Below are 21,313 nucleotides of genomic sequence, written 5' to 3'. Positions count from 1 at the left end.
GGTGCTCGCCGTGACGCACGACGTCGCGGAGTTCACCGCCGTGGACGACGTCCTGGAACTTCAGGACGGCAGGGTGCTCAGAAGGTCGTGACCTCGGCGTGCGGCATCCGCTGCGTCATGACGTGCACGGCTTCCGGGTTGTCGTCGACGAGCACGGCTTCGCGGCCGAGGGCGGATGCCACCGCCCCTGTCGTGCCGCTGCCGGCGAAGAGGTCGAGCACCCGGTCACCCGGCCTGCTCGAGGCCTGCACGATCCGGCGGATGATGCCCTCGGGCTTCTGAGTCGGATAGCCGGTCTTCTCGCGCCCCGTCGTCGGCACGATCGTGTGCCACCAGACGTCGGTGGGCAGCTTGCCGCGCGCCGCCTTCTCAGCGGTGACGAGCCCTGGCGCCATGTACGGCTCGCGGTCGATGTCGTCGGAGTTGAAGACGTGCCCACCCGGCGTCTTCACGTAGACGAGGATCGTGTCGTGCTTGGTCGGCCAGCGCCTACGGGACTTGGCGCCGTAGTCGTAGGCCCAGATGAGTTCGTTGAGGAAGCAGTCGCGCCCGAACACGGCGTCGAGCATCACCTTGGCGTAGTGCGCCTCGCGGTAATCGAGATGCAGGTAGAGCGTGCCGTCTTCGGCGAGCAGGCGCCAGGCCTCCTCGAGTCTGGGCATGAGGAAGTCGCCGTAGTCATCGAAGCTGTCGTCGTAGCTGCGCAGCATGCCGCGCACGCGCTCGTAAGCGTGCCCGTGGAAGCCGTTCCGGATTTCCTTCCGCGCCTGCTGTTCAGAATTCCTCGAAGCCTCAACAGATTCACCGGTTTCGGCATCTGAACCCACGAGTTCGGTCGGTTCTTGAGGAGTTGTGAACGCGCGACGGGCGGTCACGACCTGGCGATTCTGCGCGCGGCCCGTATTGAACGGCGGGTCGAGATAGACGAGCGTGAAGGATGCCGAGGGCAGCGTCTTCGCGATCGCGAGGTTGTCGCCCTGGATGATCGAGACGGATCCTTCGACAGGCTCAGGGACCGGATGAGAGACTGTCACGGTACGCGGTGCAGCCATGCGTCGGTCGAGAACTTCGACTCCACTAGGGCCTCGGCATCGGCATACTCGTCGGCGGTGATCGCACCGTCCTCGGCATCCGTCAGCGATCGGAAAGTCGCCTTGAAGATCTCGATGATCTCGGCCCGGCTGAGGCCGGTCTGCGTGCGCAGCGGATCGACGCGTTTCGCAGCGGAGGTGGTGCCCTTGTCGCTGAGCTTCTCGCGTCCGATGCGCAGCACCTCGGTCATGACCTGGCCGTCGATGTCGTAGGAGATCGTCGCGTGGTGCAGCACGCCACCGTTCGCGAGGCGCTTCTGCGCCGCCCCGCCGATCTTACCGGTGGGGCTCGCGATGTCGTTGAGCGGCTGGTAGGTCGCGTCGATACCGACCGACTTCAAGGCCTGCAGTACCCAGTCGTCGAGGAACGCGTAGGAATCGGCGAACGTCAGGCCCTGCACGAGGGATGCCGGCACGTACAGCGAATAGGTGATGATCTGACCGGCCGCCATGAGCATCGCCCCGCCGCCGGAGATGCGTCGGACGACGTCGAAGCCGTGCTTGGCGGCGCCTTCGGGATCGACTTCATTGCGGTACGACTGGAAAGAGCCGATCACGACGGCCGACTCGTCCCACTCCCAGATCCGCAACGTCGGCCGGCGACGGCCCTCGCCGACGCGGGACGTGAGCACCTCGTCGAGCGCGAGATTCATGCGCGGCGAGACGGCTTTCTCGTGCACGATCTCCCAATCGAAGTCGCGCCAGCCCGGAGCAGTGACGAGTGCGCGGCGCACGGCGGTGCCGACCGATTCGGGGTTGAAGCCGAGCAGCTGGGCCCCCGCGGGCAGCGCCTCGCGGACCGCCGCGGCGATGGCCGTGGCATCCGTCTCGACAGGCAGTCCGTTGACCGCCGCGTTGATGTCTTCGAGAGCGCTGTCTGGTTCGAGGAAGAAATCGCCGGCGAGGCGGAAGTCGGTCAGTCGACCGTCCTCGACCTCGAGATCGACGACGACGAGCTTTCCACCGGGGACCTTGTACTCACCATGCACGAGTCCAGCTTATGCCGCAGCGCCATCGGCGGGCGCGGCGATGTGCTTGTCGAGCCAGGCGAGCAGGTCGGCGCGCACCTCGTCCTGCTGCAGTTCGTTGAAGATCTCGTGCCGCGCATCCGGATACACCAGCGTCGTGACGTCGGTGAGGCCCGAGCGGCTGCGGTACTCTTCGGCGAGCTTGTGCACGCTGTGCGGGCCACCTACCGGATCGTCGCGACCGACCAGCAGCAGCATCGGGATGTCGCGCCCGAGATCCTTCGCCGGCCGCCCGTACAGCTTCAGCGCCTCGACGGGGCCGAACAGCTTCAGCAGCGGCACGTTCGTGGTGAGCGGGTCGTCGTCGAACATCTTCCACACCGCGGCATCGCGGCTGAGCCATTCGTAGCCGGACGCCTCCGCGGCCTCCCATCGCGCGTTCAACGGTGCGGCGTTGAGATCGCGCGGCGTGCGAAGCGCCGAGCCGGAGAGGATCACGGCATCCCACGCCTCCGGATGATCGTTGACGAGCATCTGCGCGAGGAACGACCCCCAGGAATGCCCGAGCAGCACCAGAGGCAGGTCGGGATGCTCCTCGCGGATGATGCCGGTGAGCTGCCAGATCGCGTCCTTCGCGGCACGCATCCCGCCCTTGCCGAGCTTGCCGAGTTTCGCCGATTCGCCGTCGTGCTGGCGGATGCCGGTGCGTCCATGCCCGCGATGATCGTCGGCGTACACGATGAAGCCGGCACCGGTCAGCGCGGCGATCAGCGCCGAGTAACGGCCGGCGTGCTCGCCGACGCCGTGCAGCAGTTGCACGACCCCGCGGGACGCCCCCACCGCCTCGTGGACGTCGTAGACGATCGCGACGCCGTGCGCGTCGGTGAACTCCGAGGTCTGGGGCATGCGTCGAGTCTACGTATCAGGCGCGTCCGCGTCAGCGAGATGTCGGATGCACCGCAACCGCCGTTCATCCGTCGGCAGCCACCGCCGCCGCATCCGCTCAGATTCCGAGCGCCTCCCGCACGGCGAAGGCTGCAATGCGGTCGGTGACCTCGTAGCCTCCGACACCATCCGAGGCCGACCCCATACGGATGCCGGGCCCGTCGCCGGCGACAGCGCGCTTCGCCGAGAAGTGCAGCGCGTCGACACCGGTCGCCACGAGAGCAGAAGCACTGCCGGCCACCACGCCACTTCCCGCCATGACCTGGATGCGGCCGCCTGCGACCGTCACGAGTGCGCGCAGAGTCTCGACGCCCTCGATCGCGGTCGAGGCCCCGCCGGAGGTCAGCACACGCCGCAGACCGAGACCGATGGCACGCTCCAGCGTCGCCGCGGGATCGGCGGTGACGTCGATCGCACGGTGCAACGTGACCGAGGCCTCGCCCGCGGCGTCTCGCAGTCTCGCCATCGCATCGAGATCGAGTTCACCGGATGCATCGAGTGCGCCGATGACCACGCCGTCAGCGCCGTTGGCGACCGCCCATGCCACGTCGCGCACAGACACGGCGATCTCGTCCGGGTCGTAGTGGAACCCGCCGGCACGCGGGCGGATCAGCACATGGATCTCAGGGCCGTCCTCCCCCGCCGCCTCGCGTGCGAGTTCGAGTGTCGCCGGCGACGGCGTGAGGCCGCCGAGTGCGAGTGCCTGGGCCAGCTCGACGCGCGCAGCGCCGACCTCACGTGCGACGCGAACGCCGGCCGGGTCCTGGACGGCGAGTTCGAGTGCGATGTTCACGGCATCCATTCTGCCCCCATTCTCAGGAAATTTAGTTAGACTACCTAAGTAATGACTGAACCGGATGACCTTCTGCACGCGACCGCCACCGATCTGCGCCTGGCGACCTTCCGCCTCGCCAGGCGCCTGCGCCGCGAGCGCGCCGTCGACAGCATCAGTGACGCGCAGTTCGCCGTGCTCGCCTGCCTGCGCGGCAACGGCCGACTGCCGGTGGGCGAGCTCGCCCAACGAGAGCGCGTGAGCGCGCCGACGATGTCGAACATCGTGGATGCGCTGGCCGAGAGCGGCCACGTCGTCCGCGTGCCGAGCGACGAGGACCGGCGGCGCGTCTACATCGAGATCACCGACACCGGCACCGAGATCGTCGCCGCGACCGTGCAGAAGCGCGATGCCGCGCTGGCCGATGCGCTCGCCGAGTTCGACTTCACCGACGACGAGCTGCGCACGCTCCGAGAAGCGGCATCCCTGATGCGGAAGGTGGCAGAACGATGACCGCCATGTTCCGCTCCTTCAGCTCGTTCAACTACCGGATCTGGTTCCTCGGCGCTCTGGTGTCGAACGTCGGCGGCTGGATGCAGGCAACCGCGCAGGACTGGGTCGTGCTCACCGAGCTGACCGACAACGACGCCACCGCGATGGGCTTCACCATGGCGCTGCAGTTCGGGCCGCCCCTGGTGCTGGTCAGTCTCACCGGCTGGGTCGCCGACCGATTCGACCGGCGCAAGATCCTGCTGCTCACACAGACGGTACTGATGGGGCTCGCAATCGGCGTCGCGGCCCTGCTGCTCACCGGAGTCATGACGCTGCCGCTGATGTTCTGCTTCGCACTGGCCTTCGGCATCACGAACGCCTTCGATGCACCCGCACGCCAGGCGTTCGTCTCCGACATGGTCACGGTGGGCGATGCTTCGAACGCCGTGGCGCTGAACTCGGCGTCGTTCAACATGGCGAGGCTCATCGGTCCCGCCGTCGGAGGCCTGCTCATCGTCGCGGTCGGCACGGGCTGGGTGTTCGTGATCAACGCGGCGACCTTCCTCGCGATGCTCGTCGCGCTCGTGCTGATCCGCTCCCGCGAGCTGCTTCCCCGCATCAAGAACACCGGGCGCACGCGTCTCGCCGAGGGCTTCCGCTACGTCTGGGGCCGGAGCGATCTCAAGGTGACGTTCGTGATGGTGTTCCTGATCGGCGCGTTCGGCATGAACTTCCCGATCTACGCCTCGACCATGGCGTTGGAGTTCGGACGCGAGGCGGACGGATACGGTGTGCTCAGCTCGGTGCTGGCGATCGGCTCCCTCGCGGGTGCCCTGCTGGCCGCACGGCGGGACAGGGCGCGCATCCGCGTGCTGGTGATCGCTGCGGGCGGTTTCGGGCTGGCATCGATGATCTCCTCCTGGATGCCGAGCTACTGGAGCTACGCCGCGGTCCTGATCTTCGTCGGATTCTCCACCGTGACCATGCTCACCACCGCCAACGGCTACGTCCAGACCACGACCGACCCCGCACTGCGCGGACGCGTGCTGGCGTTGTACATGGCCGTCGTCATGGGGTCGACGCCGATCGGCGCGCCCATCGCGGGCTGGATCACGGATGTGGCGGGCCCTCGGGCATCGATCATGTTCGGCGGCATCGCGGGACTCGTCGCCATGGCGGTGGGTGTGACGTGGATGCTGGCCTCAGGGCGTCTGCACCGTCAGAAGAACACCCGCTTCCGCCTGACGCTGGATGAGACGCGGCCGATCTCCGTGATGCGCGCCGACCCCGTGGAGTTCAGTGACGAGGTCGCGGCCGCCACCACACCGATCCGTACCCTTCGCGCGGACTGAGGCTCCCGTTCTCCGCCGCGCATGACTAGCGTGGTGGGATGAGCGAACCGGAGAACGCAAACGGTCAGTACCGTCCCCCGTCGGCCTCGACCGCCTCACCGGATGCTGTGGCAGCGCCTCGCCGGTCTCTCCCCCCGGTGCAGCGCTGGGTGTTCTGGCCGGCCTCCGCCATCATCATCGTCTTCGTCGCCTTCACACTCATCGCGCCGGACATCGCCGAGGCACTGTTCAAGAACATCCAGACCACGATCGTCAACGCCTTCAACTGGTACTACGTGCTCATCGCCGCGGTCTTCGTCGCGTTCAGCCTGTACCTCGGATTCAGTCGCTTCGGCGACATCAAGCTCGGAAAAGATGATGACGAGCCGGAGTTCTCGCTGCTGAGCTGGTTCTCGCTCCTGTTCGCTGCCGGCATGGGCATCGGCCTGGTGTTCTACGGTGTGTCAGAGCCGCTGACCCACTTCGCCACCCCGCGTCCGGGCGTGACCGGCACTCCGGAGCAGCTGGCACAGGCCGCTCTCGGTCAGACATATCTGCACTGGGGCGTGCATGCCTGGTCGATCTACATCGTGATCGGCCTCGCTCTTGCGTACGCCATCCACCGTCGGGGCCGTCCCATCTCGATCCGGTGGACGCTCGAACCGCTGCTCGGCAAGCGTGTCGAGGGCGGGTGGGGCCACGCGATCGACGTCATCGCCCTCGTCGGCACGCTCTTCGGCGTGGCCACGTCGCTGGGTCTCGGTGTCATTCAGATCAGTTCCGGCCTCGGAGTCGCGGGTATCGCGAACCCCGATGAGACGACACAGGTCGTCGTGATCCTGATCATCTCCGTTTTCGTGCTGATGTCCGTCCTGTCAGGACTCACCAAGGGCATGAAGCTGCTCTCCACGGTGAATCTCGTGCTCGCAGGACTCCTCGTGCTGTATCTGCTCGTCATGGGACCGAGCGAGTTCCTGCTGCGCGACTTCGTGCAGTCGATCGGCTATTACATCCAGAACTTCGTCGGTCTCTCCTTCAATGTCAGCGCGTTCCAGGGCACGGCCGGCGAGGAATGGCAGGCGCAGTGGACATCGTTCTACTGGGGCTGGTGGATCTCGTGGGCGCCGTTCGTGGGCATCTTCATCGCGCGAGTGTCGAAGGGACGCACCGTGCGCGAGTTCGTCGCCGGCGTCATCCTCGTTCCGACGCTCCTCGGCATCCTCTGGTTCTCGGTCCTGGGCGGATCCGCGCTCGCGATTGAACTTCAGACGCCCGGGGCGCTGCTGAACGCCGACGGCGAGGTCGACCTGCAGGGCGCACTCTTCCAGATGCTCGAGTACGTGCCAGGAACACAGGTCGTCACGATCGGAGTCATCCTGCTCATCGGGATCTTCTTCATCACGTCGGCGGACTCCGGCGCGCTCGTGATGGGCATGATCGCGACCGGCGGGCAGCAGAATCCGAAACGCTGGATCCGCACGTTCTTCGTGCTGATCACCGCGGCACTCGCCATCGCACTGCTGCTCGCGGGCGGTCTGACCGCCCTGCAGACGGCGGCCATCACCATCGCTCTGCCCTTCAGTATCGTCATGCTGCTGATCTGCTGGTCGACGATGGTGGCGTTCATACGCGAGCGGCGCGCGTATGCGCGGGCAGAACGGGCCCAGCTCATCGACAAGATCGGCGACTACTACGGCCTCGAGGTCGAGGCACGCGACGAGACGGGGCTGCTCGGGGCGCAGCCGCGCTGGCTGAGAAACCTCCAGCGCCGCCTCGGGCTGCCGGTCGCGCCGACCACGCCGATCCGCATCCCGGTGGAACTGCTCAGCGCGGAGAGCCGAGCGGATGCCGGCCCTGCGATGCTCGACGTCGACGACCTGGTGTCGGCGGACGAGCTGTCTGCTCACGACGACCAGGACATCCCCTCGCACGGGGAGGATCAGGAGCCTCCCGTGCGCTGAGCACGGTCGACGGCTTCGACTCGCCTGCGGCTCGCTCAACCCGTTTCGTCTCGCTTCGCTCGCTCAACGACCCGCAGAGAGTTTCCTCGCGGGTCCTTTAGGGAAGGTGCGAAGCCCAACGACGCGCAGAATCCTCTCGCGGGTCGTTGAGCGAAGGCGCGAAGCGCCGAAGACGAAACGGGTTGAGCGAGCGCAGCGAGCCGAAACCGCTGCTAGCCCTCGAGCACCAGCCTCAGCTGCTCGAGCGCCCAGTCGATCTCGGTGCTGCGGATGACCAGCGGCGGCGCGATGCGGATCGTCTGGCCGTGGGTGTCCTTGACGAGCACGCCGCGGTCCATCAGCTTCTCGCTGATCTCCCGGCCGGTGCCGCGGGCGGGATCGATGTCTACACCGGCCCACAGGCCCGCGACGCGTACAGCCGTGACGCCGTTCCCGATGAGCTTCTGCAGCCCCTCGTCCAGGTGCGCTCCGAGCGTGCGTGCGCGCTCCTGGAACTCGCCCGTCTCCAGCATCTCGACGACGCGCAGTCCGACAGCAGCCGCGAGTGGGTTGCCGCCGAACGTCGAACCGTGCTCCCCCGGCCGGATGACACCGAGCACGTCGCGGTCGCCGACGACGGCAGACACGGGAAGGATGCCGCCACCGAGAGCCTTGCCCAGCAGGTAGAGATCGGGGACGACGCCTTCGCGGTCGCATGCGAACGTCTCGCCGACGCGGCCGAGGCCGGCCTGGATCTCATCCGCGATGAAGAGCACGTTCTTCTCGGTGCAGATCTCGCGGACGCGCGCGAGATAGCCCTCAGGCGGAATGATCACGCCGGCCTCGCCCTGGATCGGCTCGACGAGCACTGCCGCCGTGTCATCCGTGATGGCGGCGGCGACGGCATCCGCGTCTCCGAACGGCACCGCGTCGAAGCCGGGAGTGTACGGCCCGAAGTCATCGCGCGCCGACTCGTCGTCGCTGAAACTCACGATCGTGGTGGTGCGGCCGTGGAAGTTGCCGGCGGCGACGACGATGCGCGCCTTGCCCGGCGCGATGCCCTTGACCCGGTAGCCCCAGGCGCGGGCGACCTTGATGCCCGTCTCGACGGCTTCGGCGCCGGTGTTCATCGGCAGCACGATCTCCTTGCCGCACAGCCGTGCGAGAGCGTCTGCGAAGGGCTCGAGCCGGTCACTCATGAACGCACGGCTCACAAGCGTCACGCGGTCGAGCTGCGCTTTCGCCGTGGCCACGAGATCCGGATGCCGGTGGCCGAAGTTCACTGCCGAGTACGCCGCGAGCAGGTCGAGGTACCGCTTGCCCTCGACGTCGGTGAGCCAGGCACCCTCACCAGATGCGACGGTGACGGGCAGCGGACTGTAATTGCTCGCGACGTGCACCTCGGTGCCCACCGCAGCCGATCCCTGAGCCTGTCGAAGGGTCATGCGTCCGCCTCCGAGTCGCGGGCCGCACGCAGCTCGAGCGTGCAGCACTTGATACCTCCGCCGCCGAGTAGCAGCTCGGACAGGTCGACGGTGATCGGGTTGTAGCCGCGTTCGCGCAGCTGCTTCTCGAAGCCGGTGGCGCGGGGCGAAATGATGACGTTGTATCCGTCGCTCGCCGAGTTCAGTCCGAACACTGCGCCGTCCGCATCGGCGACGAGGATGGCATCGGGAAAGCGCTCCTCCAGGATCGCGCGACTGGCGTCGTCGAAGGCGCCGGGCAGGTACGCGATGTTCGCGCGCTCCGGGCCGCCGTTCGCTGCCCCCTCGACGGGGTCGAGCACCGAGATGGCGGTGTCGAGGTGATAGAAGCGCGGGTCGATGAGGTTCAGGGAGACGACCTCACGGCCGAACACCTCGCCCACCTCGCGGTGGCTGTCGCCCGTCGAACGGAAGCCCGTACCCGCGAGGATCGTGTCGCCGACGAGCAGGAAGTCGCCCTCGCCCTCGTTGACCTCTTCCGGCTCGACCGTGTCGAATCCGCCGGCGCGGAACCAGTCGGCGAACGCCGGAGCTTCTCCGGCGCGCTCCACGAAGCGGAACTTCGGCACGTAGGCGCGCCCGTCGATCACGAAGCCGCCGTTGGCGGTGTAGACCATGTCGGGGAAGCCCTCGAGCGGGTCGATCAGCTCGACCTCATGGCCGAGCTCCAGGTACAGATCGTGCAGCATCTGCCACTGCGCGACGGCCTTCGCGGTGTCGGTGGGCTTCGCCGGCTCCATCCACGGGTTGATCTTGTAGCTGACCGTGAAGTGCTCGGGCCGGCACATCAGGTACCGCCGGTGATGCGCAGTGCGCCCTTCGGCAGGCTCAGGGATCGGGCTGGGTGCGGTGACGGTTTCTGGCGTCGACATCTTGCTCCTCGAAGAGATGCGGCGGACGCTGTCCAGGGGCCCGGCGGAAGTTCGACCCGCCATTCAATGCTGACATTGGCAGGGAAGATGCGACGCAGGCACGCCAGTGTTCATTCTGACATCCGAGCCTGTGGATGCGCCAGCGACGCGTCCACCGGACACGACTTCTGCCTATTCCTCGCGACCGCGCACGACGACCTTGCCGACAGTGTGCCCGGACTCGAGCCGCGCGAGGCCGTCCGCCGCGCCGTCCCACGGGAGGATCTGCTCGATCACCGGCGTGATCCTCCCGTCGGCGGCGAGCGCCACCAACTGCTCGTTGATGTCGCGCTTCGACACCGCGGCGACGGGACGGATGCGGCGCCGCGATCCGATCGACAGGAACACCGCACGCAGCATCCGTGGGATCGGGCCGAGCACGTGACCTCCGTCACCCGCGACCATCGCGATGACGCCGGTCGGCGCGAGCAGCCGCTTCAGCTGGCGAAGCGGTGCACCACCTGCGATGTCGATGATCGCGTCGAAGGTCGCGGGGAGCGTCGACAGATCGGTCGTGCGGTAGTCGAAGGTGCGGGTCGCTCCGAGCGATTCCACCAGCGCGCGATTGGTCTCGCCGCAGGTCGCCCATACCTCCGCGCCACGAAGGGCGGCCAGTTGCACGGTGAAGGTGCCCACTCCCCCGGACGCGCCGATCACGAGAACGCGCTGTCCCTCACGGACACCCGCGACGTCGAGAGCCTGAACGGCGGTGCCGCCCGCGATCGGAAGGGTCGCTGCGAGCTCCGGCGCGAGCGCATCCGGTCGTGCGACGAGCCGATCGGCGCGCGCGGCGGCGTAGGGAGCGAGTCCGCCGCCGGCGTCGAGTTCCACCAGTACCTCATCTCCGATGAGAGCCGGGTCGACGTCCTCGCCGACCGCGACGACCGCACCTGCGACGTCGATACCTCTGATCGCCTGCTTGGGCCTGCGCAGGCCGAACACCGGCCGGAGCAGAAGCGGGTCGCCGAGCATCACCCGCACGTCGGCGGCATTGAGCGCTGTGGCGCGGATGCGCAGCAGCACTTCGCCGCGCCGCGGCTCCGGCGTCCGAACGGTCTCGCGCCGGGTGCCGCTCGCTGATCCGTACTCGTCGTTCAGCCAGGCGGGCATGCTCTTGGCGATGGTCGTGTTCATCTCAATCCTCCGGGTACTGGAAGAGGTCGTCGATGCCGACCTCGAATGCGCGGGCGATCTGAAAGGCGAGTTCGAGCGTGGGCGAGTATCGGCCCTGCTCGATGGCGATGAGCGTCTGCCGGGTGACGCCGATGCGGCCGGCGAGGTCGACCTGGGTGATTCCGGCTTCTTCCCGTCGTGAGCGGATGCTGTTGGTGACGAGCGTGGGCTTGACCATCAGATGAGCCCCCGGCGGTAGGCGATGATCCTCGCGATGCTGCCGATGAATGTGGAGATCGCGAAGCCGAGGAACATCGCGTTAGCGATCCAGAAGACGTCGGCGCCCACAGCGCAGAGCGCGATGACACCGAGACCTGCGATCACCAGCAGCGCGTGCTCGACGCGACCGCCCATCTGGTCGATGTCACGGTCGCGGACGTCGGTGGTGGTCGCGCCCTTCGGGTCTCGGAGCCCTGCGACGATCCCCCAGAGGATGCTGAGCACGATCGTGGCAGCGATGCTGATCCCGATCGCCCACAGCATGATCGGGAACCAGTCGACCGATGTGAGCGGCCCGCCGGCCGCCTGTTGGAGGACGACGACGATGTAGCCGGGGATGATGACGGTCGCGGCGATCAGCGTCGACCAGGTGTTGCGTTCCGTGTAGACCATGACGCACCTCCGATGTAAAAAATTCTTGACATCTTGAAGATACTGCCGTCACAGCATCCATGTCAAGAATCTTTTACATCGAGAAACGCGACCGCTCAGATGACGTCCGAGCTCCAGTCATCGGGGTTGCCGAAGCGGTGCGCGGTGATACTGATCGCCTGCTCATGCAGGAAGGGCAGCAGCTCCAATCGACCTGCCGATGTGACCTCGTCGTCGTAGACGGCGAGATCCGGATCGCCTCCCGTGGCCTCTGCCAGCGAGCGGTGCAGTGCGGCGACGGCGCTGCGCCCGCCGACGAGTCGCACCCGGTTGCCCGAGGCACGGTTCGGGTGGTCGGCGGGGAGGATCTCATCCGCGGACGGTTCCTCGCGTCGCAGCATCCGCTCGATCCACTCCTCGTCGCTCTCGACAGCGATGCGCGCGCCGAGGTCGCTGAGCGCACTGCGCACCGCGGCGGGAAGTCCGTCGGCGATGGACACGAAGAACCCGGCCCCGGAGCGGATGCCGGCGAGCACGACCCGCAGCACGTCCTGCAGCGGTGCGTCCGCGGTCGCGCGCACGATCACCGGGACCGGCCGGTAGCGGAACAGATTCCGTTCGACGCCGAGCTGCGACACGTCACGCACCTGACCGAATTCACGATCCCAGGCGACGGCATCCGAGAGCGCAGACTGACGCAGCCATTCGAAGCTCTCGAAGTCCAGCGAGGACTGCGCCGACTCGATGAGTCCCGAGATGCGGCTGTCGAGCCCCCGCAGATGCAGCGTGCTCGAGGCTCTGCCGCGAGGCAGCGAACGCCACGTTCCCAGGCCGATCAGGTAATTCGGTCCGCCGGCCTTCGCACCGGGTCCGACCGAGGAGCGCTTCCAGCCGCCGAAGGGCTGGCGCTGCACTATCGCTCCGGTGATTCCGCGGTTGACGTAGAGATTTCCGGCCCGCACCCGATCCAGCCAGAGTGCGAGGTCATCGGGATCCTGGGTGTGCAGCCCGGCGGTCAGGCCGTATGCGACGTCGTTCTGCAGGTCGATCGCGGCAGAAAGGGTCGGAGCGTGCATGATGCCCAATACCGGTCCGAAGAACTCCTCGCGATGGAATCGCGATCCCGGGTCCACTCCGAGGCGGATGCCGGGCCGCCACAGCCGTCCGGTCTCATCGCCGCCGACCAGAGAGGGCTTGATCAGCCACTTCTCATCGCCTTCGAGCTCTGACAGCGCCCAGGCGAGTTTGCCCTGCGGCGGTTCGATGACCGGGCCGACCTCTGCGAGCGGGTCGGTGGGCCAGCCGATGTTCAGCGAGCGCACCGAGTCCGCCAGCTGACGCGCGAAGCGCTTGGACCGGCCGATCGGGCCCACGAGGATCGCGAGCGACGCCGCAGAGCACTTCTGCCCCGCGTGGCTGAATGCGCTCTTCACGAGATCGGCGACGGCCAGGTCGAGGTCGGCCGACGGCGCGATGACGATCGCGTTCTTGCCGCTGGTCTCCGCGAGCAGCGGCAGGTCGGGGCGCCACGAGCGGAACAGCGCAGCGGTGTCCCACGAGCCGGTCAGGATGACGCGATCCACTGCTTCATGCCCGATGAGCTGCTGCCCCAGGCCCCCCTCCTCGACATCGACGAGCGCGAGGACGTCTCGCGGGATGCCGGCCTGCCAGAGCGCTTCGGCGACGACCGCTGCGCACCGCCTGGCCTGCGGCGCAGGTTTGAACAGCACGCCGGAACCGGCGGCGAGCGCAGCCAGCACGCCGCCTGCGGGTATCGCGATGGGGAAGTTCCAGGGCGGTGCGACGACAGTGACGCGGGACGGCGCGAACTCGGCGCCGGCGACGGCATCCAGTTCACGGGCCTTCGCACCGTAGTAGCGGGCGAAGTCGACGGCCTCGCTAACCTCGATGTCGGCTTCGGAGAACACCTTTCCGGTCTCGGATGCCGCGACCTCGATGAGTTCGCCCCGACGCGATTCCAGCGCGGCGGCGGCGCGCAGCAGCGTCTCGGCGCGCTCGGACGCGGGACGTGCGCCCCACGCGGGCGCCGCGGCGCGCACCCGTGCGATCGTCTGCTCCAGCACGGCGGCATCGTCGATCCTGGCGTCGCGCAGTGCGGCATCCCCGACCGTCGACGCCTCCATCCGGGCACGGATGCGGTCTGCCCACTCACGGTTCGCCGGAAGAACAGGATCGCTGTCGGTGGTGTTCGCGAATCCCGGCGCCCCGGCGGAGTCGGAGTCCACCTCGCGGCGGGAGTACACCGCCGTCTCGACGTACGCCTCACCGTCCGACCCATCGGAGCCGTCCGAGCCGCGTGCGATTCCGAGCACCGCTTTGGTGAGGTCAGCGTCGTCGCTCGGCGCGGCAGTCATCGGTCTCAGTGATTCGTGCACCGGCGTCTGCCGGTTCTGAATACGGAACGGGACGACCCGCAGTGTGCGGTCACCCGCACGATCCAGGGCCTGCAGGAATCGCCGCCGTTCCCGCTCGAACAGGATCTCGTCGGCGTGCAGCTCGAATGCAGCGGAGAGGAAGTTCTCCGGCGCAGCGCTCTCGTCGAGGCGCCTGACCAGGTAGCTGATGGCCACGTCGAACTCATGCGGTTTCACCACCGGCACATAGAGCAGCACCGGGCCGACGACGCGCGAGACGGCCTGAGCCTGCCCCTGCGCCATGCCGAGCAGCATCTCGAACTCGACGTCGTCCGTCACACCGCGTTCGCCGGCGAGCAGCCAGGCGTGCGCGATACCGAACAGATTGTGTCCGGCGACCCCGACCCGCACGGCGGCGGTGTTCTCCGGACGCAGGGCCTCATCGAGCAGCCGCAGGTGGTTCGCATCGGTGTCGAGCTTGGTGTCGTACGTGGCGAGCGGCCACCCGTGCATCACGGCATCCACTCGCTCCATCGCGAGGTTCGCGCCCTTGACGAGTCTGGTCTTGATCTTCGCGCCGCCGTGCTCGACGCGCGCCTTCGCCCACGCGGTGAGCTCACGCAGCGCCTCGAGCGCATCGGGCAGGTACGACTGCAACACGATGCCGGCCTCGAGAAGAAGCAGACGGTCGTCTTCGAGGATGCGGGTGAACACCGCGATCGTCAGGTCGAGATCGCGGTACTCCTCCATGTCGAGGTTGATGAAGGTGCCGTTCGATGCTGCAGTGAGATAGAGCGGCAGCAGGCGCGCAGCGACCGCGTCGACGATCTCGTCGAACGCCCACATCGACACGTGACTGATGACGGACGAGACCTTGACCGACACGTAGTCGACGTCGTCCCGCTTGATCAGATCATGGATGCCGTCGAGTCGGCGCTTCGCCTCCGCCTCACCCAGCACGGCTTCGCCCAGGAGGTTGAGATTCAGCCGCGCGCCCGTCTCCCGCAGCTTCTCGATGGCGGGGCCGAGCTTCGCCGGACGTGCGTCGACGACGAGGTGCCCGACCATCTCGCGCAGCACACGCCGGGCGATCGGCACCGTCGGTGCAGGGAGCACCGGGGCGATGCCGCCGCCGACGCGGACCGCGCCGCGGAGATACCAGGGCAGGAAGTCTGGCACGATCGGTGCGATCCGCTGCAACTGGGCGGCGGCGGCACTCAGAGATTCTGGCCGCATGACGCCGTCGACGAAACCGAGCGTGAACGCAAGCCCGTTCTTGTCCTGCAGCACGGCGGCCAGGCGTGCGGCTGCAGGATCGACCTCGGCCTCTGCCGCCTCGGCGATCCAGCGACGCGCGAGTTCGACCGCCTGATCGGCGAGTTGATCGGCTCCGCGCAGCGACGACTCTGACATGTGTTCAGCCTAGGAGCGCGGCCGCATCATGGCGCGGTGACACACAGCGGCCATCACGTTCGTTTCACGCGACGACGCTGCGTCCTCATGCTCACTCCCAGACGCTGAGGGCGACTGCTCTGGTCGAGGGAAGGGCGGATGCCGTCGCCCACTCGTGCACCCACGCCTCGACGTCCGGAAGGCCCTCTGGCCTGCCGACGGCGGCGAACAGCTCCTGGTGCGACAGGGTACCGCCGCTGCGCTTGAGCATCCGTGCGCGGATGATCGCTTTGGCGTAGATCTCGCCGTCGACCACGGCGCGATGCTCGAGATAGATCGCCTTGTCGTCATGACCGAGCAGGCGCGACTCGATGTCGAACCGTTGCCAGAGCTGCAGCGATTTGCGGAACGTCACGGTCTCCGCGGACACGACCGCGTACCAGTCATTGCGTTTCATCGCGTCGGCCATACCCGTGCGCACGAGCAGATCCCAGCGGCCGAGGTCGAACAGCGACAGATAGCGGCCGTTGTTCATGTGGCGCAGCACATCGATGTCGGTGGGAAGGGTCGTCACTCTGATCCGTCCGACGTCGCCGGGTGGGAGCTGCCCTTCTCGGCGCAGTCGACGGCGCGCACGCCACATCACGAGAAGGGTTCGCCAGATCACGTTCACGAGGAACGATAGTAGCCAGCGGCTTATGATCCGCGAACTCCTTTGTGGGAATCGAACAGCGACGTCGCTCGATTTCACCTTCGCCCGAGGCGCGCGTAGAGTCACGGGCATGAGCGCCGAAGCCCAGCCCGAAGTCATCATCCGTCCGGTCCGTGATGTGGATGCGGAAGCTCTGGGTCGCGTGCACGCGCAGTGCTGGCACGAGACCTACGACCACCTGATCAGCAAGGCTGCGCTCGAACGCGTCTCGCCCCGGCGCATGGCGGAGCTCTGGACGCACTGGGCTGCGCAGGGTGATGACTTCAGCATGAGCGCCGCGCTCGTCGACGGCGAGATCGTCGGCTTCGTCGGCTCGGGGCCTGCGCGCGACAAGGACGCTCCGGCGTTCCGCGAGTTGTACTTCATCTACCTGCTCGGCGAGTATCACTCCACCGGCCTCGGCCAGAAGCTCTTCGATGCGGCTGTCGAGAAGGACGAGCCGCTGTACCTCTGGGTCGCGGAGGACAACCCCCGCGCTCACCGCTTCTACGCGCGCAACGGCTTCGCTCTCGATGGCGCAAGCCACACCGAGCCGTTCCTCGGCGAGACGCTGACCGAAGTCCGCTTCACGCGCTGAGACGCCACGTGCGCCGAGGCCCGAGTCAGCGCGGAAGCGCAGTGGAATCGATGAACCGGAGCAGTTCTCCGGTGAACACGTCATTGTCGTCGCCGGCGATCATGTGACCGGCCGCGCTGACCTCGACGGCCTGCGCATGCGGAATCAGTGCGCGCATCTCCTGCATACCCTCATCACTGACGATGTCGGAATGCGCACCACGCACCAGAAGCGTCGGCGCGGCGATGTTCCGTGCGGCGGCCGCGGCGCGAGCATGCCGGACCTCTCGTTCCGGTTCGGTGCCACGTTGCAGGAACTGGGGATCCCAGTGCCAGTGCCAGCGTCCGTCGTCTTGCTGAACGAGGTTCTTCCGCAGCCCGTCGAGTGACTTCGGGCGCGCACGATGCGGGTTGTACGCGGCTATGGCGTCTGATGCCTCTTCCAGCGTCGCGAATCCGTTCGGCGCTCCGCGCATGAACTCCTGGATTCGCGATGCACCCGCTGGCTCGATGCGCGCGACGATGTCGACGAGCACGAGTCCTCGCGCCAGAGGGCCGCGCTCTCCCTCGGCGATCAGCGATGTCATCCCGCCCATCGAAGCACCGACGAGCACGGGTGCCTCCTCGATCTTGTCGATGATGGCGATCGCGTCGTCCACAAGCGCCGAGACCGCGTAGTCACCGCTCGGAGACCGGTCGCTCTCGCCGTGTCCTCGCGCGTCGAAGGCATATGCGGACCAGCCTGCCCGTGCCAGCCACTCGCCTGTTCCCCGCCAGGAGTGCCTGCGCTGGCCACCGCCGTGCAGCAGAAGCACGCTGCCCTTGGAGTCGTCACCGGCGGGCCAGTGGTCACCGATCAGCGCGATCCCGTCGTTGTCGACGCGTATCGGCTGCGGAGATTCCGTCGTCATCAGCGGGCGCTGACGTTGCCGAAGAGCTTGGCGATGGGTGCGAGGACCAACGGTCTGGCCGCGACCCATGCGGCGGCGATCACGACGAGGGATGCGACGAGGAACCAGAAGCCGGTCCAGTTGTCGGCGTAGGCGTTCGGATCGGTCGAGCCCTGCGCGGCGTACATGTGGTTGAGGTTGCGCAGCGCTCCGGTCGCGAACACGAGGAAGACGTGGATCGCGATGAACACGACGAAGTACAGCATCACGGGGAAGTGCAGCGCACGCGCCCACTCGACCGGGTAGGCCTTGTTGAGCTTGTCCGCGTTCTTCGGCCAGATACCGCTCATCCGCACACCGGTGATCGCGGCCAGGGGCGCGGCGATGAAGATCGTCACGAAGTAGGTGATCTGCTGGATCGAGTTGTAGTTCACCCAGCCGTTCTCGGTCGGCCAGTCCAGCGAGATGTACTGCAGCACTGCGGAGATCGCGTTCGGGAAGACTTCCCAGCTGGTGGGGATCACGCGCATCCACTGCCCGGTGACGAACAGCAGGATCACGAAGATGATGCCGTTGACGAGCCACAGGATGTCGAGTGACTGGTGGAACCACAGCGTCAGGCTGATCTTGCTCTTCGCTTTGCCCCGCGCAGTCCAGAACGCGGTCGGACGTTTGTCGTTTCGCACGCTGAGACCGGAGCGGATGATCAGCACCATCAGGAACACGTTGAAGAAGTGCTGCCAGCCCAGCCACCCCGGGAACCCGACCGGGGCACCCTCGGGCAGGTGGTATTCGCCGGGATAGGTCTGCAGGAAGTCCTGCATACCCGACAGGCTCAGCAGCCAGCGCACGAACAGCACAGCCATCGCGGCAGCGCCCAGCAGACCGATACCGCCGACGATCACCGCGCCAGCCCACTGCACCTTCGTGAACGGACCGATGCGCTTCGGCTCCGGCTTCGGGGCCGGACGCGTGAACGCGTTCTTGCCCGGGAATACCGTGCGCTGGAACGGCAGCGGAGTGCTGACATCGACCGTCGCGACGGTGGTGGATGCCGGGATGACCTCGGACGATGCCACTTCGCCGATCCCTGGGCCTGTCGAGCCGATCCCTGAGCCTGTCGAAGGGCTCGTTGTCGCTGCCGCAGCCCCGGACGCTTCGACAGACGCAGCGGCCGGAACAGCCACACCCGCGTTGGCGGCCGTACCGGCAGGAGGCCAGGGCTCGCCACCGGGCGTGCGGGGCAGGCCCCGGCGGAGGGCGTCACCTGCGGATGCTGCCGCGGGAGTCGAGGTTTCGATTGCGGATGCTGCCGCGGTTTCGACGCGCTCCGCTTGCTCAACCCGTTTCGTCTCGCCTTCGGCTCGCTCAACGCCCCGCGGGGCCTCGACCTTGGGGCCGGGAGCGGACGGTGCGGCGGGGGCGGACGGTGCGGCGGATGCTGCGGCAGGGACGGGCGCGGTGGCGGAGGCCGGGGGCCATGGTTCCCCACCCAAAGTGCGGGGTAGCCCGCGGCGCAGCGATGCTCCACTCGGGCCCGAACCCTGCTCAGCTTCCACCCGCTGGGCTTCCCCCGGCGGGGCCTGCTCCGGCGGGGCCGCCGCTTGCGGGGCCTGCTCCGGCGGGGCCGCCGCTTGCGGGGCCTGCCCCTGCGGGTCGTTGAGCGACGAGGGCGAAGCCTGAGGAGACGAAACGGGTTGAGCGAGCGCCAGCGAGCCGAAGCCTTCTTCAGCAGCGGACTCCTCAGCAGGCGCAGCATCCTGCGCCACAGCATCCGCGACCTCGACGTCACCTGCGGGGGGCCAGGGCTCGCCGCCGGCCACGCGCGGCAGGCCGCGCCTGAGCATCCGCGTCGCCATGGTTACTTCTTCCGTGCTTCGAGCGCCTCGACCACCTGCGGCACGATCTTGAACAGGTCGCCCACGATGCCGAAGTCGGCGACGTCGAAGATCGGTGCCTCGCCGTCCTTGTTGATCGCGACGATGTTCTTCGCCGTCTGCATGCCAGCACGATGCTGAATCGCGCCAGAGATCCCGACTGCGACATACAGCTGCGGCGAAACAGACACACCGGTCTGACCGACCTGGTGCGCATAAGGGATGTACCCGGCGTCGACCGCGGCACGCGACGCACCGATCGCGGCACCCAGGGCGTCGGCGAGCTGCTCGACGAGCACGAACTGCTCCTTCGAACCCAGACCACGACCGCCCGAGACGACCTTCGTCGCGCCACGCAACTCGGGCCGGGACGACTCCGCCTCCACGACCTCGATCGCCCCCGCGGTCGCGGCGGCTGCACCGGATGCCGCTACCTCCAGCGCCTCGACGGTCGGGGATGCGACGGCTTCGGTACGGACGTCCACGGCGCCCTGGCGCACGGTGATGACCGGAGCACCATAGGTCGCTGCGGAATCGACGAGATACGCGCCGCCATAGACGGAGTGGTGCGCGACGATGCCCTCATCGTCGCGGGAGACGCCGATCGCGTCCACCGACAGCGCGAGCTTCTCGCGCACCGCAAGGCGACCGGCGACATCGCGGCCGGTGATCGAGTTCGACACCAGCACGGCATCCGGCTGCACGTTCTTGAACGCGGCCTGCAGAGCGTCGACCAGCGGAACCGTGAGAGACCCGGCATCCGCAGCCGCGGTCAGCACCACCGACGCACCGGCGGCAGCCGCGGCATCCACAGCGCTCTGGGATCCACCCGGCACCAGCGCGACCGGTGACCCGATCGTCGATGCCGCACCGATGAGCGCAGCCGTCGAACTGGCCGCATCGCCCGCAGGCGTCACGTCCACGAGGACAAGGATCGAGTTGTCGGGGTAGCTCATCATCACACCAGCCTGTTCTGCACGAGGTACTCGACCAGCTTCGCGCCGGCGTCACCCTCATCGGTGATCTTCACACCCGCCGCGCGCGGGGGCTTCTCGGAGACCGTCGTCATGATCGTCCGCGGCGCCGCCGCCGGATCGGACGAGACACCGAGGTCGTCGAGGGAGAGCACCTCGAGCGGCTTCTTCTTCGCCGCCATGATGCCCTTGAAATTCGGGAAACGCGCATCCGGCAACGCCTCGGTGATCGAGATCACCGCGGGGAGCGAGAGCGAGACCGGCTGCGAGCCGTCGTCGGCAGCACGGGTGCCGGAGACACCGTCGGCGGTGATCTCGACGGCATTGAGGGCGGTCGCTTGGGCATAGCCGAGGTGCTCGGCGAGCATCGCGGGGATGACACCGCCGGAACCGTCGGTGGAGAGGTTTCCGGTGATCACCAGATCGGGCTCTGCCCGACGGATGGCCGCGGCGAGTGCCTCAGCGGTCAGTCCGAGGTCGGCACCGGCGAGTTGCTCGTCGACGACATGCACAGCGGATCCCGCGCCGATCGCGAGTGCGCGACGAATGGATGCCGTGGATGACTCCGGAGCCATCGCGAGGGCGACCACCTCGGTGCCATCGTTCTTGTCAGCAAAAGACAACGCGACTTCCAGAGCACGCTCGGTGATCTCATCCAGCACCACATCACCGGCCCCACGATCCGCCAACCCGGTCTCCAGATTCAGCTTGCGATCGCCATAGGTGTCCGGCACCTCTTTGACCAAGACGAAGATCTTCATCGAATGCTCCTCACGACTGGGGCCGAGTCTAGCGAGACGAGTACCTATGTAGCCAATCGAGCGCCCAAACTTCGATCGC

At 67.4% G+C, this 21,313-nt stretch carries 19 protein-coding genes; 4 read left to right on the top strand and 15 right to left on the bottom strand.

The genetic code is table 11. The features are described from left to right. Positions 1 to 77 precede the first annotated feature (77 nt). From JF52_RS0109395 to JF52_RS0109380, 4 genes are all read right to left on the bottom strand, one after another. Entirely contained in the window at positions 78 to 1,052 is a 975-nt protein-coding gene (locus JF52_RS0109395) for a DNA-methyltransferase (RefSeq protein WP_052166865.1), read from the bottom strand. Further along, positions 1,031 to 2,080, bottom strand: coding sequence for a lipoyl protein ligase domain-containing protein (locus tag JF52_RS0109390; protein ID WP_033105920.1), 1,050 nt, complete (start codon positions 2,078 to 2,080; stop codon positions 1,031 to 1,033). Before JF52_RS0109390 ends, JF52_RS0109395 begins: the two co-directional genes overlap by 22 nt. A gap of 9 nt (positions 2,081 to 2,089) precedes the next feature. Continuing rightward, positions 2,090 to 2,965, bottom strand: coding sequence for an alpha/beta fold hydrolase (locus JF52_RS0109385; protein WP_033105919.1), 876 nt, complete (start codon positions 2,963 to 2,965; stop codon positions 2,090 to 2,092). A gap of 97 nt (positions 2,966 to 3,062) precedes the next feature. Then, a complete protein-coding gene (locus JF52_RS0109380) occupies positions 3,063 to 3,806 on the bottom strand; it encodes a copper homeostasis protein CutC (protein WP_033105918.1) in 744 nt (247 codons plus the stop codon). Positions 3,807 to 3,848: 42 nt separating this feature from the next. Between JF52_RS0109380 and JF52_RS0109375 the strand changes: the two genes are divergently transcribed. From JF52_RS0109375 to JF52_RS0109365, 3 genes are read left to right on the top strand one after another with little or no spacing between them, the layout of a single operon-like run. After that, entirely contained in the window at positions 3,849 to 4,289 is a 441-nt protein-coding gene (locus JF52_RS0109375) for a MarR family winged helix-turn-helix transcriptional regulator (RefSeq protein ID WP_033105917.1), read from the top strand. 5 nt (positions 4,290 to 4,294) lie between these two features. After that, entirely contained in the window at positions 4,295 to 5,620 is a 1,326-nt protein-coding gene (locus tag JF52_RS0109370; protein ID WP_084595792.1) for an MFS transporter, read from the top strand. A gap of 38 nt (positions 5,621 to 5,658) precedes the next feature. Beyond that, the gene (locus JF52_RS0109365; RefSeq protein WP_084595732.1) at positions 5,659 to 7,560 is read left to right on the top strand and encodes a BCCT family transporter; all 1,902 of its coding nucleotides are present in this window, start codon (positions 5,659 to 5,661) and stop codon (positions 7,558 to 7,560) included. 212 nt (positions 7,561 to 7,772) lie between these two features. On the opposite strand, the gene rocD is transcribed toward JF52_RS0109365, so the two are convergent. The 7 genes from rocD to JF52_RS0109330 all read right to left on the bottom strand — a co-directional run bounded on the left by rocD (position 7,773) and on the right by JF52_RS0109330 (position 16,138). Further along, on the bottom strand, positions 7,773 to 8,984 hold the full coding sequence (gene rocD / locus JF52_RS0109360) for an ornithine--oxo-acid transaminase (protein ID WP_033105915.1): 1,212 nt from the start codon (positions 8,982 to 8,984) through the stop codon (positions 7,773 to 7,775). Further along, positions 8,981 to 9,895, bottom strand: a complete 915-nt coding sequence (gene ddaH / locus JF52_RS0109355) for a dimethylargininase (protein WP_033105914.1) — start codon at positions 9,893 to 9,895, stop codon at positions 8,981 to 8,983. Before ddaH ends, rocD begins: the two co-directional genes overlap by 4 nt. Positions 9,896 to 10,066: 171 nt before the next feature. Then, on the bottom strand, positions 10,067 to 11,068 hold the full coding sequence (locus JF52_RS0109350) for an NAD(P)-dependent alcohol dehydrogenase (protein ID WP_084595731.1): 1,002 nt from the start codon (positions 11,066 to 11,068) through the stop codon (positions 10,067 to 10,069). 1 nt (position 11,069) lies between these two features. Next, the gene (locus JF52_RS0109345) at positions 11,070 to 11,285 is read right to left on the bottom strand and encodes a helix-turn-helix transcriptional regulator (protein WP_033105913.1); all 216 of its coding nucleotides are present in this window, start codon (positions 11,283 to 11,285) and stop codon (positions 11,070 to 11,072) included. Beyond that, positions 11,285 to 11,719 carry a hypothetical protein gene (locus JF52_RS0109340; RefSeq protein ID WP_033105912.1) on the bottom strand — a complete coding sequence of 145 codons (435 nt, stop codon included), beginning with the start codon at positions 11,717 to 11,719 and terminating at the stop codon, positions 11,285 to 11,287. Before JF52_RS0109340 ends, JF52_RS0109345 begins: the two co-directional genes overlap by 1 nt. A 95-nt stretch (positions 11,720 to 11,814) precedes the next feature. Further along, positions 11,815 to 15,486: a proline dehydrogenase family protein gene (locus JF52_RS0109335; RefSeq protein ID WP_033105911.1), complete on the bottom strand. Its 3,672-nt coding sequence runs from the start codon at positions 15,484 to 15,486 to the stop codon at positions 11,815 to 11,817. Positions 15,487 to 15,577: 91 nt separating this feature from the next. Then, on the bottom strand, positions 15,578 to 16,138 hold the full coding sequence (locus JF52_RS0109330; protein ID WP_033105910.1) for an acyl-CoA thioesterase: 561 nt from the start codon (positions 16,136 to 16,138) through the stop codon (positions 15,578 to 15,580). A gap of 109 nt (positions 16,139 to 16,247) precedes the next feature. Between JF52_RS0109330 and JF52_RS0109325 the strand changes: the two genes are divergently transcribed. After that, entirely contained in the window at positions 16,248 to 16,754 is a 507-nt protein-coding gene (locus tag JF52_RS0109325; RefSeq protein WP_033105909.1) for a GNAT family N-acetyltransferase, read from the top strand. Positions 16,755 to 16,779: 25 nt separating this feature from the next. Here JF52_RS0109325 and JF52_RS0109320 read toward each other — a convergent pair whose 3' ends face one another. Genes JF52_RS0109320 through JF52_RS0109305 form a run of 4 tightly spaced genes read right to left on the bottom strand, consistent with a single transcriptional unit; the run spans position 16,780 to position 21,234 of the window. Further along, the gene (locus tag JF52_RS0109320; RefSeq protein ID WP_033105908.1) at positions 16,780 to 17,643 is read right to left on the bottom strand and encodes an alpha/beta fold hydrolase; all 864 of its coding nucleotides are present in this window, start codon (positions 17,641 to 17,643) and stop codon (positions 16,780 to 16,782) included. Further along, the gene (locus tag JF52_RS0109315; protein ID WP_084595730.1) at positions 17,643 to 19,481 is read right to left on the bottom strand and encodes a cytochrome b/b6 domain-containing protein; all 1,839 of its coding nucleotides are present in this window, start codon (positions 19,479 to 19,481) and stop codon (positions 17,643 to 17,645) included. The genes JF52_RS0109320 and JF52_RS0109315 overlap by 1 nt, the downstream gene beginning before the upstream one ends. Positions 19,482 to 19,483: 2 nt before the next feature. Then, positions 19,484 to 20,458, bottom strand: a complete 975-nt coding sequence (locus JF52_RS0109310; RefSeq protein WP_033105907.1) for an electron transfer flavoprotein subunit alpha/FixB family protein — start codon at positions 20,456 to 20,458, stop codon at positions 19,484 to 19,486. Beyond that, complete coding sequence (locus JF52_RS0109305; protein ID WP_033105906.1) at positions 20,458 to 21,234, bottom strand: electron transfer flavoprotein subunit beta/FixA family protein; 777 nt, start codon at positions 21,232 to 21,234, stop codon at positions 20,458 to 20,460. The genes JF52_RS0109310 and JF52_RS0109305 overlap by 1 nt, the downstream gene beginning before the upstream one ends. Positions 21,235 to 21,313 lie beyond the last annotated feature (79 nt).

The organism is Microbacterium profundi (assembly GCF_000763375.1).
In the GTDB taxonomy this organism is placed as follows: domain Bacteria; phylum Actinomycetota; class Actinomycetes; order Actinomycetales; family Microbacteriaceae; genus Microbacterium; species Microbacterium profundi.
The sequence above is the reverse complement of the archived record's forward strand: the minus strand, read 5'-3'. Positions and strand labels throughout refer to the sequence as shown.